This is a genomic window from Mesobacterium pallidum, assembly GCF_019966535.1.
In the GTDB taxonomy this organism is placed as follows: Bacteria; Pseudomonadota; Alphaproteobacteria; order Rhodobacterales; family Rhodobacteraceae; genus Mesobacterium; species Mesobacterium pallidum.
The window spans coordinates 13,305-25,132 of sequence record NZ_JAIMID010000010.1 but is presented as its reverse complement, the minus strand read 5'-3'; the positions used below and the strand labels follow the sequence as shown (position 1 = coordinate 25,132).

General features: G+C 66.4%; 12 protein-coding genes. 11 read left to right on the top strand and 1 reads right to left on the bottom strand.

The window, feature by feature from the left end; all coding sequences use genetic code 11:
• The first annotated feature begins 116 nt into the window (after positions 1–116).
• The 6 genes from MF270_RS15230 to MF270_RS15205 all read left to right on the top strand — a co-directional run bounded on the left by MF270_RS15230 (position 117) and on the right by MF270_RS15205 (position 3,815).
• The gene (locus MF270_RS15230) at positions 117–455 is read left to right on the top strand and encodes an AtpZ/AtpI family protein (protein ID WP_238366761.1); all 339 of its coding nucleotides are present in this window, start codon (positions 117–119) and stop codon (positions 453–455) included.
• A 54-nt stretch (positions 456–509) separates the two neighbouring features.
• Positions 510–1,235: a F0F1 ATP synthase subunit A gene (locus MF270_RS15225; protein WP_238366933.1), complete on the top strand. Its 726-nt coding sequence runs from the start codon at positions 510–512 to the stop codon at positions 1,233–1,235.
• A 56-nt stretch (positions 1,236–1,291) separates the two neighbouring features.
• Positions 1,292–1,528, top strand: coding sequence for a F0F1 ATP synthase subunit C (locus MF270_RS15220; protein WP_238366760.1), 237 nt, complete (start codon positions 1,292–1,294; stop codon positions 1,526–1,528).
• A gap of 87 nt (positions 1,529–1,615) precedes the next feature.
• Positions 1,616–2,197 (top strand): F0F1 ATP synthase subunit B', encoded by a 582-nt coding sequence (locus MF270_RS15215; RefSeq protein WP_238366759.1) that lies wholly within the window; start codon positions 1,616–1,618, stop codon positions 2,195–2,197.
• Between the two features lie 4 nt (positions 2,198–2,201).
• Positions 2,202–2,762 (top strand): F0F1 ATP synthase subunit B, encoded by a 561-nt coding sequence (locus MF270_RS15210; RefSeq protein WP_238366758.1) that lies wholly within the window; start codon positions 2,202–2,204, stop codon positions 2,760–2,762.
• A 210-nt stretch (positions 2,763–2,972) separates the two neighbouring features.
• Positions 2,973–3,815: an N-acetylmuramidase domain-containing protein gene (locus MF270_RS15205; RefSeq protein ID WP_238366757.1), complete on the top strand. Its 843-nt coding sequence runs from the start codon at positions 2,973–2,975 to the stop codon at positions 3,813–3,815.
• A 31-nt stretch (positions 3,816–3,846) separates the two neighbouring features.
• On the opposite strand, the gene ald is transcribed toward MF270_RS15205, so the two are convergent.
• Complete coding sequence (gene ald, locus MF270_RS15200; protein WP_238366756.1) at positions 3,847–4,965, bottom strand: alanine dehydrogenase; 1,119 nt, start codon at positions 4,963–4,965, stop codon at positions 3,847–3,849.
• Positions 4,966–5,102: 137 nt separating this feature from the next.
• Here ald and MF270_RS15195 point away from each other — a divergent pair, with 137 nt between their 5' ends.
• The 5 genes from MF270_RS15195 (at position 5,103) to MF270_RS15175 (ending at position 11,782) form a co-directional block, all read left to right on the top strand.
• The gene (locus tag MF270_RS15195; protein WP_238366755.1) at positions 5,103–5,561 is read left to right on the top strand and encodes an Lrp/AsnC family transcriptional regulator; all 459 of its coding nucleotides are present in this window, start codon (positions 5,103–5,105) and stop codon (positions 5,559–5,561) included.
• 88 nt (positions 5,562–5,649) lie between these two features.
• A complete protein-coding gene (locus MF270_RS15190) occupies positions 5,650–7,230 on the top strand; it encodes a GMC family oxidoreductase (RefSeq protein WP_238366754.1) in 1,581 nt (526 codons plus the stop codon).
• A 269-nt stretch (positions 7,231–7,499) separates the two neighbouring features.
• Positions 7,500–8,741 (top strand): aromatic ring-hydroxylating oxygenase subunit alpha, encoded by a 1,242-nt coding sequence (locus tag MF270_RS15185; RefSeq protein WP_238366753.1) that lies wholly within the window; start codon positions 7,500–7,502, stop codon positions 8,739–8,741.
• A gap of 22 nt (positions 8,742–8,763) precedes the next feature.
• Entirely contained in the window at positions 8,764–9,849 is a 1,086-nt protein-coding gene (locus tag MF270_RS15180; RefSeq protein WP_238366752.1) for an FAD-binding oxidoreductase, read from the top strand.
• 325 nt (positions 9,850–10,174) lie between these two features.
• Entirely contained in the window at positions 10,175–11,782 is a 1,608-nt protein-coding gene (locus MF270_RS15175) for an ABC transporter substrate-binding protein (protein WP_238366751.1), read from the top strand.
• The last annotated feature ends 46 nt before the right edge of the window (positions 11,783–11,828 follow it).

The window sequence follows — 11,828 nt, the reverse complement described above, 5'->3', positions numbered from 1 at the left end:
ATTTCAGTCGATTGTTTTCATTGATTTTTCCATAGGCGAAAGCCCCGCTTAACCCTTCTTGACTCGTGCCCCCCCAGACCCTAGCAAGACGGCAACCGTTCAGGTGGGGGTCAGACGTGGTCACCGAGCCCGAGGACAAGCAAAGACTTGCGGATCTCGAGGCACGGATCGAGGCGCTGAAAGGCGTACAGAGCCGCGACACGCCCGCCGAGGACGACCACTATCGCCAGGCCAACAAGGCCTGGCAAATGGTGACCGAGCTGGTGGCGGGTCTGATGATCGGCTTCGGCATGGGATACGGGCTGGACCTGCTGGTCGGAACGCTGCCCCTGTTCCTTGTCGTGTTCACCCTGCTCGGATTTGCCGCCGGCGTGCGCGTGATGATGCGCACCGCCCAGGCGGCGCAGGAACAGACCGGCGGCCAAAGCGATGCCGCCCACGACGAGAGGACGTAAGACGTGGCGACCGAAGCACATGGCGAAGAGGCCGGCGGCCTGGTGTTCCACCCGATGGACCAGTTCATGGTCGAGCCGCTGTTTGGCGCAGACGTGTCCTGGTACACCCCCACCAACGTGACGCTCTGGATGCTGATCGCAGTCCTCACGATCACCGGCCTGCTGGTCGTCGGCACCTCGCGTCGCGCGCTTGTCCCGTCGCGCAGCCAGTCGGTGGCCGAACTGGCCTATGGCTTCATCTACAAGATGGTCGAGGACGTGGCCGGCAAGGACGCCGTCAAGTTCTTCCCCTACATCTTCACGCTGTTCATGTTCATCGTGGTGTCGAACTTCCTCGGGCTGATCCCGATGGCCTTTACCACCACGTCGCACATCGCCGTCACCGCCGTGCTGGCCGTGGCCGTGTTCGTCACCGTGACCGTGGTCGGTTTCGTCAAGAACGGCGCGGGCTTCCTGGGCCTCTTCTGGGTCTCGAGCGCGCCGCTCGCGCTGCGCCCGATCCTCGCCGTGATCGAGATCATCTCGTACTTCGTGCGCCCCGTGAGCCACTCCATTCGTCTTGCGGGCAACCTGATGGCCGGTCACGCCGTGATCAAGGTCTTCGCGGCCTTTGCCCCGCTGATCCTGTTCTCGGGCATCGGCATCCTGGTCACCCCGCTGTCGATCCTGGCCATCACCGCGATCTACGCGCTCGAAATCCTCGTGGCCTTCATCCAGGCCTACGTGTTCACCATTCTGACCTGCGTCTACCTTCGTGACGCACTGCATCCGTCGCACTGACGGGTCACACGGTCCAGAAATCCTATCCGCCAATTCCATCGCAAGGAGACAAGATCATGGAAGGCAATATCGCAGAGCTGGGACAGTTCATCGGCGCAGGCCTCGCAGCCATCGGTTCGGGTGCAGCAGCCATCGGTGTGGGCCACGTGGCCGGCAACTTCCTGGCCGGCGCCCTGCGCAACCCCTCGGCCGCCGCGTCGCAGACCGCAACGCTCTTCATCGGCATCGCATTCGCAGAAGCCCTGGGGATCTTCTCGTTCCTCGTCGCTCTGCTGCTGATGTTCGCCGTCTGATCCGACCGAACCTTTCTTGCGAGCAGGGGCGCGGCGCAACACATGTGACGCGCCCCGGTTCAATTCCGGTTCGAGGAGACACCAGACATGGCAACTGAAACAGCAGCCGCACACGGGGCAGAGGCCGCGGGCCACGCCGCCGAGTCCGCCAGCGCCTGCGTTGGCCCGAGCGGCGGTGCCGTTGGCCTGCCGCAGCTTTGCGGCGAATGGATGCCCAACCAGATCTTCTGGCTGGTCGTCACGCTGATCGTGCTGTTCCTGATCCTGTCGCGCGTGGCCCTGCCCCGCATCGCGACGGTTCTGGCCGCGCGCAAGGGGGCGATCACCAGCGACCTGGCCGCCGCCGAAGACCTGAAAGCCAAGGCCGTCGCCGCCGAGGACGCCTATAACAAGGCCCTCGCCGATGCCCGGACCGAAGCCCAGGCCATCGTGGCCCAGAACAAGGCCGAAATGCAGGCCGAACTGGACGCGGCAATGAAGGAAGCCGATGCCGAGATCGCGGCCAAGACCGCAGAATCGGAAAAGGCCATCGGCGAGATCCGCGCCGGTGCGATGGACAGCGTCAAGGTCGTGGCGACCGATACCGCCGAAGCCCTGGTCAGCGCCCTTGGTGGCTCTGCCGATGCGGCCACGGTCAAGGCCGCCGTCGACAGCCGTGTGAAGGGGTAAGGACATGAAGCGTATCGCCCTCATCCTCGCCGCCTCGACCGCGGCAAGCCCGGCCCTCGCGGCCTCGGGTCCCTTCTTTTCGCTGACGAACACCGACTTCGTCGTCCTGATCGCGTTCATCCTGTTCCTTGGCGTGCTCGTGTTCTTCAAGGTGCCCGGCATGCTGGGCAACATGCTGGACAAGCGCGCCGCGGATATCGCGAACGAGCTCGACGAGGCCCGGAAGCTGCGTGAAGAAGCGCAGACCATCCTGGCCAGTTACGAGCGCAAGCAGGCCGAAGTGGCCGAGCAGGCGCAGCGCATCGTCGCCCATGCCAAGCGCGAGACCGAGGAAGCCTCGGTCGCTGCGCGCGAGGCGCTGAAAGCATCGATCGCCCGTCGCCTGGCCGCCGCCGAAGAGCAGATCGCCTCGGCCCAGGCATCCGCCGTCAAGGACGTGCGCGACACCGCGATCCAGGTCGCCGTCGCCGCCGCCGCGGAAGTCATCGCCAAGCAGATGACCGCCGCGCAGAACACCAAGCTGATCGACAGCTCGATCGAAGAGGTCAAGGCCAAGCTGCACTGAGCAGCAACGCCGGACAGCAGATCAGGGGCGGGCCGCAAGGTCCGCCCTTTTTCGTGTCCGCCCTTTTTCGTTCTGCCGTCTCCCCCGGCGAGGGTCCGGAATACCCGCATTCCCGAATTGCGCGAATCGGCGCAAGTTTAGGCTGCGCTGACGCTGCGGCAATCTGTGGCGCAGGCGCAGCACGTGACGCATCGCAGAGGGAGTACGGCCATGGCGTTCGACGACAAGGTAAAGCAGGCGATCACGAAGAAGGCGGAGGAGCTTGGCTGGCCCGCCCAGGCCTTCGCGGCCGTGGTCGAGGTCGAAAGTGGCGGCAAGGCGTTCGAGACGGTGACCGGCAAGCCCATGCCGCTGATCCTGTTCGAGCCACATGTGTTCCACCGCTGCCTGCCGCAATCGCTGCGCCCCGAGGGCCGGCGCCGCAACCTCGCCTGCCGCAAGTGGGGCGAGATCCCCTACCCCAAGTCGCAATCGGCCCGCTACGGCCAGCTTGACCGAGCCCGGACCATCGACTCCGAGGCCGCCTTCAAGGCCTGTTCCTGGGGCGTCGGCCAGGTGCTTGGCGAGAACGCCGAATGGCTGGGCTACCCCTCGGCGCAGGCGCTGGCCGAGCGCGCGATGGAGAGCATCGAGGGCCAGCTCGAGCTGATGGTGAAGTTCATCCAGAAGCGCGGGCTGGTGGACGAGCTCAAGGCGCGCGACTGGCGCGGCTTTGCCCGGCTTTACAACGGCGGCGGGCAGGTCGATTTCTATTCCAGCCGCATGGCCGCCGCCTACAAGCGGTTGGGCGGCAAGATGCCGGAAGCCAGCGACCTGGGCGACGACGTGATCCTGCGCATCGGCAGCCGGGGCCTGTCGGTCAGCGAGTTGCAGCAGAACCTGCGCGGGCTCGGGTTCCATCTTTTCGTCGATGGGGATTTCGGCCCGGCGACCAAGGCCGCCGTGATCCAGTTCCAGCAGCAGCAGGGCTTGACCGCCGACGGCATCGCGGGCCCGGCCACGCTGGGCCGCATCGAGGCGCTGATGGGCCGCGACCGCGCCGAGTACCTGTGACGGCGGCGGGCCGGTCAGCGCCCTGCCCGGCCTAGCCCTTGACCGCCAGCTGCGGCGACAGCACGTCGATCTCGAGTGCGCGGCCGACCGCGTAATTCGTCAGTTTTCCCGCGTGGACGTTCAGCCCCTCGAGCAGGTGAGGATCCTCGGCGCAGGCGGCGCGCCAACCCTTGTCCGCGAGCGCCAGCATGAAGGGCATGGTCGCATTGCCCAGCGCGATGGTCGAGGTGCGCGCCACCGCCCCCGGCATGTTCGCCACGCAGTAATGCATGATCCCGTCGACCTCGTAGATCGGGTCCTGGTGGGTCGTCGCCTTCGAGGTTTCGAAACAGCCGCCCTGGTCGATGGCCACGTCGACGATGGCCGCGCCGGGTTTCATCGTGGACAGCTGCGCCCGCGTCACCAGCTTGGGCGCGGCGGCGCCGGGGATCAGCACGGCGCCGATCACCATGTCGGCCTCGGCCACCAGCTCGGCCGTGTTGCCGGCGCTGGCGTAGGAGGTCTTGAACGTGCCCCCGAAGACATCGTCGAGGTAGCGCAGACGCGGCAGCGACCGGTCGAGCACGGTGACATCCGCCCCCATCCCCGCCGCGATCCGCGCTGCATGTGTGCCGACCACGCCGCCGCCGATCACCACGACCCGCGCGGGGCCCACACCGGGCACGCCGCCCATCAGCACGCCACGCCCGCCGTTCGCCTTTTGCAGCGTCCAGGCGCCGACCTGCGGCGCCAGCCTGCCCGCGACCTCGGACATGGGTGCCAGCAGCGGCAGCCCGCCCGCGCGGTCGGTCACCGTCTCGTAGGCGATGCAGGTCGCGCCCGAGGCAAGCAGGTCGCGGGTCTGTTCGGGGTCGGGCGCGAGGTGCAGGTAGGTGAACAGCAGCTGGCCCTCGGAAAGCTGCTTGCGTTCGCCCGGCTGCGGCTCCTTCACCTTGACGATCATCTCGGCCTCGGCCCAGACCACTTCGGCCGTGGCAACGATCCGGGCGCCCACGGCCGTGTAGTCGGCATCGTCAAAGCCCGCGCCATGCCCGGCCCCGGCCTGGATCAGCACCTCGTGACCGTGGCGCACGGCCTCTCCGGCTGCGTTCGGGGTGATGCCGACGCGGAATTCCTGCGGCTTCACTTCGGTGGGACATCCGATCTTCATGGGCGTAACCTCCTCTTGGCTTGCCCTCATGCTGACGCAGATGCCGCGCAAATTCTTCGTGATTCCCCTCGCCTTTCCGGCCAACTTGCGAATATCCTTCGCCAAAGCCGTCAAAACTTCGAAGAACCCGCCAGCCGATGAGCCTCGATTCCACCGACCGCCGCATCCTGACCGTGCTGCAACGCCAGGGCCGGATATCCAACGCCGACCTGAGCGAGGCGGTGAACCTGTCGCCCTCGGCCTGCCACCGCCGGGTGCAGCGGCTCGAGAAAGACGGCTACATCCGCGATTACGTCGCCCTGCTGGCCCCGCGCAAGATCGGCAAGACGGCGACGGTCTTTGTCGAGATCACGCTGAACGGCCAGGCCGAGGAAACCCTGGACGCCTTCGAGAAGGCCGTGACGCGCATCCCCGACGTGCTGGAATGCCACCTGATGGCGGGCACGGCGGATTACATCCTCAAGGTCATGGCCGAAAGCACCGAGGATTTCGCCCGCATCCACCGCCAGCACCTCGCCCGCCTGCCCGGCGTGGCACAGATGCAGTCGAGTTTCGCGCTCCGCACAGTCTTCCACACGACCGCCCTGCCGGTCTGACCGTCCCGGCATATTCGCAAGACCGCTTGGCGTTGCCATTCGCGGGCGCCTGACGCACTCTGCCCCGGCAATAGGGGGAGAGGGCCGCATGGACTGGGATCACATCATCGTCGGCGCCGGCAGCGCGGGCTGCGTCCTGGCCAAGCGCCTGTCCGAGGCGGGCCGCAAGGTGCTGCTGCTGGAAGCGGGCGGTAAGGACAATTACCACTGGGTCCACATCCCCATCGGCTACCTTTACTGCATCGGCAACCCGCGCACAGATTGGTGTTACCGCACCGCCGAGGAACCGGGGCTGAACGGCCGCTCACTGCTCTATCCGCGCGGCAAGGTGCTGGGGGGCTGCTCGTCCATCAACGGCATGCTCTACCTGCGCGGCCAGGCGGCGGATTACGACGGCTGGCGGCAGACGGGCCTGCCCGGCTGGGGCTGGGACGACGTGCTGCCCTATTTCAAGAAGTCCGAGGATTACGTGGACGGCCCGTCCGAGATGCACGGCGCGGGCGGCGAATGGCGGGTCGAGAACCAGCGCCTGCACTGGGACCTGTTGGACGACTGGATGGAGGCCGCCGCGCAGGAGGGCCTGCCCAAGTCCACCGATTTCAACACCGGCGACAACGAGGGCGTCGGCTATTTCCGCGTCAACCAGCGGAACGGCTGGCGGATGAACACGGCCAAGGCGTTCCTGCGGACGACCTCGGGCGAGAACCTGAAGGTCGAGACCAAGGCCCATGTCCAGCGCCTGCTGATCGAGGACGGCCGCGTGGTCGGCGTCGAATATGACCGCGAGGGGCAGCGCCACACCGCGCGCTGCGGCGGAGAGCTGCTGCTGTCCGCGGGCGCGATCAACTCGGTGCAGGTGCTGCAACTGTCGGGCCTTGGCCCCGCCGAGGCGCTGCAATCGCACGGGATTGAGGTGCAAAATGACATCCCCGGCATCGGCGCCAACCTGCAGGACCACCTGCAACTGCGCTGCGCCTGGAAGCTCGAGAACGCGAAAACGCTGAACACCCTGGCCGCGACCCTTTGGGGCAAGGCGGCGATCGGGCTGGAATACCTGGCCCGCCGCACCGGGCCGATGTCGATGAGCCCCAGCCAGATGGGAGCCTTCTCGAAATCGCGGCCCGACCTTGCCACGCCCGACCTTGAATACCACGTGCAGCCGCTGTCGCTGGACGCCTTCGGCGAGCCGCTGCACAGCTTTCCGGCCATAACCGCCAGCGTCTGCAACCTGCGCCCCGAGAGCCGGGGCGAGGTACGGCTGGCCTCGGCCGATCCGCATGACGCGCCGGTCATCGCGCCCAATTACCTGTCGACCGAAAGTGACCGCCGCGTCGCCGCCGACGCGATCCGGCAGGCGCGGCGGATCATGGGCCAGCCCGCCATGGCGAAATATGCCCCCGAAGAGATGAAGCCCGGCCTTGCATCGGACAGCGACGCAGACCTGGCGCAAGCGGCGGGCGACATCGGCACGACGATCTTTCACCCGGTCGGTACGGTGCGCATGGGTGCGGACGACGCCGCCCCGCTGGATGCGCAGCTGCGGATGCGCGGGGTGGGCAACCTGCGGGTGGTCGATGCCTCGGTCATGCCCAGCATCACCAGCGGCAACACCAATTCGCCGACCATCATGATCGCCGAAAAGGCCGCCGCCATGATGCTGGCTGGCTGAACACCCCCAACCGCCCAGAAAAAACGCAATCCGCGAGCGCAAGGCGTCGCGGAAACCGGCGGTTTTCCGGCCGCTCCGGGCAGCGAAATGACCCGAGGTCGCGCCCCGTTTTCAGGGTGTCGCAAATCGCCTAGTTGCGACAATTCGTTTCGTGCTGTGTGCGGTGAGAACCACGGCGGGAACGGCTTGCCCATCCGCCAGACTGCGAATCCCCCACCCAATGGCCGCGCCCTCCCCTCCGCGTGCGGCCACCCCAAGGAGATGCCGCCATGTTGCGGGAACCCGACGTGCTTTCCATGCTGATGCGCCGCAAGCCGGCCCATTCGCTCGTGCAGGACTTCTATTGTGACCCGGGCGTGTACCAGGTCGATCTTGACCGGATCTGGTACCGCAACTGGCTGTTCGCGATCCCGGCCTGCGAGATCCCCAAGGCCGGCAATTACGTGGTGCACGAGGTCGGTGCCTATTCGGTGGTGATCGTACGCGGCACGGATGGCGAAATCCGCGCCTTCCACAATTCCTGCCGTCACCGCGGGTCGGTGCTGTGCAAGTCCAAGAAGGGGTCGAACCCCAAGCTGGTCTGCCCCTACCATCAATGGACCTACGAGTTGGACGGCCGGCTGCTGTGGGCCCGCGACATGGGGCCGAATTTCGACCCCGCCAAGCACGGGCTGAAGAAAGTCCGTTGCCGCAACGTGTCGGGCCTGGTCTACATCTGCCTCGCGGACGAGGCGCCGGATGCCACCGAGTTCTTTGCCGATGCCGCGCGCTACCTCGCGCCGCATGACCTCGAGAACTCCAAGGTCGCCTTTGAGTCGACGATCATCGAGAACGGCAACTGGAAACTGGTCTGGGAGAACAACCGCGAGTGCTACCATTGCGCGGGCAACCACCCGTCGCTGTGCCGCACATACCCCGAGGACCCGCGCGCGGCGGGCAACGATTCGCTGGCCGACGTATCGTCCGCGCTGGCCAGGCATGTGACCCGCTGCGAGGCGGTGGGCGCGCCCTCGGCCTTCAAGCTGTCGGCGGATGGCGTCTGGCGGTTCGTCCGTGTGCCGCTGCTGGGCACGTCGGAAAGCTACACCATGGATGGCAAGGTCGCGGTGACCAAGCCGAACTCGACCCTGCCGTTCAAGGACGCGGGCTCGCTGCACCTGTTCAACTACCCGACGACCTGGAACCACTTCCTGTCGGATCACGCGCTCGTCTTCCGCGTCACGCCGATCAGCGCGACCCAGACCGAGGTCTGCACCAAGTGGCTGGTCCACAAGGACGCCGAGGAAGGCACGGATTACGACCTCAAGCGCCTGACCGAGGTCTGGATCGCCACCAATGCCGAGGACCGCGAGGTGGTCGAGAACAACCAGCGCGGCATCCTATCGCCGGCTTACGATGTCGGGCCCTATTCGGAGATCCACGAAGGCGGGCTGATCCAGTTCACCGACTGGTATGCCGACACATTGATCCGCGCCATCACCGGCCGCGGTGTGGCCGTCGCGGCGGAATGAGCCCGAGCCAAGGAGAGAGGCCATGAGCCAGACCACCGCCCTGACCGCCACCGCCGATGCCGGGATCTGGCGCGACGACGAGACGCTCGAATGCTGCTCGGTCGTGCCCGAGGCGCCGAACACGGCGACCTTCAGCTTTGTCGCGCCCTCGGGGGCCCTCTTCCGCTATGAGCCCGGCCAGTTCCTGACGCTCGAGTTGCCGGTGCCCGGCGGAACGGTCTGGCGGACCTACACGATCTCCTCCTCGCCGTCGCGGCCGCTGTCGATCTCGGTCACGGTCAAGGCGCAGGCGGACAGCATCGGCACGCGCTGGATGCTGGACCACCTGCAGCCGGGAATGAAGATCAAGGCCACCGGTCCGGCCGGGATCTTTACCCTGCCGACGCGCGAGAAGAAAAAGTACCTCTTCATCTCGGCCGGGTCGGGCGTGACCCCGTCGCTGTCGATGACCACCTACCTGTTCGACCGGGGCACGGGCACCGACGTGATCCTGCTGAACTGCGCCCGCCGCCCGCGCGACATCATCTGCCGCCAGCGGCTCGAGCACATGGCCTCGCGCGTGCCGGGGATCAAGCTGTGCTTCATCGTCGAGGAAGACGACCCCTACCAGGTCTGGACCGGCCTGCGCGGGCAGCTGAACCAGCTGATGATCGGCCTCATTGCCAAGGATTACCTCGAGCGGGAGGTCTATTGCTGCGGCCCCGAACCCTTCATGGCCGCCGTGCGCGAGATGCTGATCGCGCTTGGCTACGACATGGACAACTACCACCAGGAAAGCTTCCAGGCCCCGGTCAAGACCGAGGAACAGGTCGAGGAGCTGGACGACCTCATCCTTGACGAGACCGCCGAGGCCGAGGTGGTCTTTGCCGCCTCGGAGGTGACGGCGACCTGTACCGAAACCGACACCCTGCTGTCGGTGGCGCGCGGGGCGGGCATCGTGATCCCGTCGGGCTGCACCTTTGGCGTCTGCGGCACCTGCAAGATCAAGAAGACCAGCGGCCAGGTGCACATGGTGCACAACGGCGGCATCTCGGAGGACGACATCGAGGCGGGCTACATCCTGGCCTGCTGCTCCAACCCGATCGGCACGGTCGAGCTGGACGTCTGACCATCTGCGCGCCGCGGGCCCCCTCGCGGCGTGCGCCCCTTTGGGCGGCGCAAGGCGCGTTCCGCCCGCGACATGTCGCAAACAGACAAGTCCATATCCGGCGCGCGGGGTCATAGCCCCCTGCCCGGACCCGCAAAATCCCTGATTTTTCCTTTGCATAGGCAACAATCCCGGCCAAGGGCACAGGTTTCCTGTAGCTGCCCGGGATGTTTTATGTTTCGATACCCATGTCGTTTTTACGCCGCGCACTAGATCACAACCACGGGACGGCGAAGATCCCGACTGGCGCGACGGCCCAGGACAGAACCCAGGTCAGGGAGGAATCATGACCAAGAAGAACCACGAACTCATCCATCGCCTGTCGCAGGCGGCCCGCACGGGCGGCATCTCGCGGCGCAGCTTCATGCAGCAGGCGGCGGTGGCCGGGATCACCGCCAGCACCGCGACCGGGCTCTGGACCGGGACCGCTGCGGCGCAGCCCAAGACCGGCGGCACCTTCCGGGTCGGCATCCACGACAACAACTCGTCGGACACGCACAACCCCGGCACCTACCTGTCGATCCAGCAGATTTTCCTGGCCCATACCCACCGCAGCTACCTGACGCTGATCAACACCGACCAGACGCTGGGCGGTGACGTGGCCGAAGAGTGGACGGGGTCCGAGGACGCCTCGGCCTGGACCTTCAAGCTGCGCGAGAACGTGGTGTTCCACGACGGCCGCAAGATGACCGCCGACGACGTGATCGCCTCGATGAACTTCCACCGGGGCGATGCCACGACCTCGGCCGCCAAGGCGCTGCTGGCCGACGTGGAGGACATCACCAAGGACGGCGATTACGCGGTGACCTTCCACCTGACGGGGCCGAACGCCGACCTGCCCTGGCTGATGACCGACTATCACCTGTGCATCCTGCCCGCCAATGACGACGGCTCCATCGAGTGGGAAAGCGGCATCGGGTCGGGCCCCTACAAGATCACCGACGGCGAGTTCGGCATCGGCTTCTCGCTGGTGCGGCACGACGACTGGCACCTCGAAGGCGCCTATTTCGACGCGGTCGAGATGCTGGCGATCAACGACCCCAACGCCCGCCAGACCGCGCTGGTCACCGGCGACGTGGACGCGGTGTCGGCCATCGACCTCAAGACCATGGCGCTGATGGCCCGCAACCCGCAGCTGGTGGTCGAGAACGTGCCCTCGGCCTCGGCGATCACCATGCCCATGTTCTGCGACACCGCGCCCTTCGACAATGTCGACGTTCGCATGGCGCTGAAACTGGCGATGAACCGCGAGGAGATCGTGGAAAAGATCGCATTCGGCGCGGCCATCCCCGGCAACGATTTCCACCATTCCCCGGCGCAGCCCTATTACCCCGAAGGGCTGGACCAGCTGTCCTATGACCCCGACAAGGCCAAGGCGCTGCTGGCCAAGGCGGGTGCCGAGGGGCTGACGGTCAACCTGTCGGCGGCGGAATCGATCTTTTCGGGCGCGGTGGACATGTGCGTGCTTTATGCCGAACAGGCCAAGGCGGCGGGCATCACCATCAACGTCGTGCGCGAGCCGAACGATGGCTACTACTCGGACGTCTGGCTGAAAAAGCCGTTCTGCGCCGTGGCCTGGGGCGCGCGCCCGACGCCGGACGTGATGTATTCGCTGGCCTACAAGTCGGACGCCGCCTGGAACGAAAGCCATTGGCAGAACGCGCGGTTCAACGAGCTGCTGCTGGAAGGCAAGTCCGAGCTGAACGATGACCGCCGGTCCGAAATCTACCGCGAGATGGCGACCCTCGCGCGTGACGACGGCGGCACGATCATCCCGTTCTTCCGCAACTTCGTCTACGGCCGCCGGTCCAACGTCCAGACCACCGGCGAGCTTGCCGCGAGCTGGGAAATGGACGGCTGCCGCGCCGCCAGCCGCTGGTGGTTCGAGGCCTGAGTCCTGCGCCTTTCCGGGCCCCGGCATGATCCGGGGTCCGGACCCT

Excerpts from the sequence above, each read along its gene's own strand:
- MF270_RS15225 (WP_238366933.1), top strand. The coding sequence starts at position 510 with ATGGACCAGTTCATGGTCGAGCCGCTGTTTGGCGCAGACGTGTCCTGG.
- MF270_RS15220 (WP_238366760.1), top strand. The coding sequence starts at position 1,292 with ATGGAAGGCAATATCGCAGAGCTGGGACAGTTCATCGGCGCAGGCCTC.
- MF270_RS15215 (WP_238366759.1), top strand. The coding sequence starts at position 1,616 with ATGGCAACTGAAACAGCAGCCGCACACGGGGCAGAGGCCGCGGGCCAC.
- MF270_RS15210 (WP_238366758.1), top strand. The coding sequence starts at position 2,202 with ATGAAGCGTATCGCCCTCATCCTCGCCGCCTCGACCGCGGCAAGCCCG.
- MF270_RS15205 (WP_238366757.1), top strand. The coding sequence starts at position 2,973 with ATGGCGTTCGACGACAAGGTAAAGCAGGCGATCACGAAGAAGGCGGAG.
- ald (WP_238366756.1), bottom strand. The coding sequence starts at position 4,965 with ATGAAGATCGGATGTCCCACCGAAGTGAAGCCGCAGGAATTCCGCGTC.
- MF270_RS15195 (WP_238366755.1), top strand. The coding sequence starts at position 5,103 with ATGAGCCTCGATTCCACCGACCGCCGCATCCTGACCGTGCTGCAACGC.
- MF270_RS15190 (WP_238366754.1), top strand. The coding sequence starts at position 5,650 with ATGGACTGGGATCACATCATCGTCGGCGCCGGCAGCGCGGGCTGCGTC.
- MF270_RS15185 (WP_238366753.1), top strand. The coding sequence starts at position 7,500 with ATGTTGCGGGAACCCGACGTGCTTTCCATGCTGATGCGCCGCAAGCCG.
- MF270_RS15180 (WP_238366752.1), top strand. The coding sequence starts at position 8,764 with ATGAGCCAGACCACCGCCCTGACCGCCACCGCCGATGCCGGGATCTGG.
- MF270_RS15175 (WP_238366751.1), top strand. The coding sequence starts at position 10,175 with ATGACCAAGAAGAACCACGAACTCATCCATCGCCTGTCGCAGGCGGCC.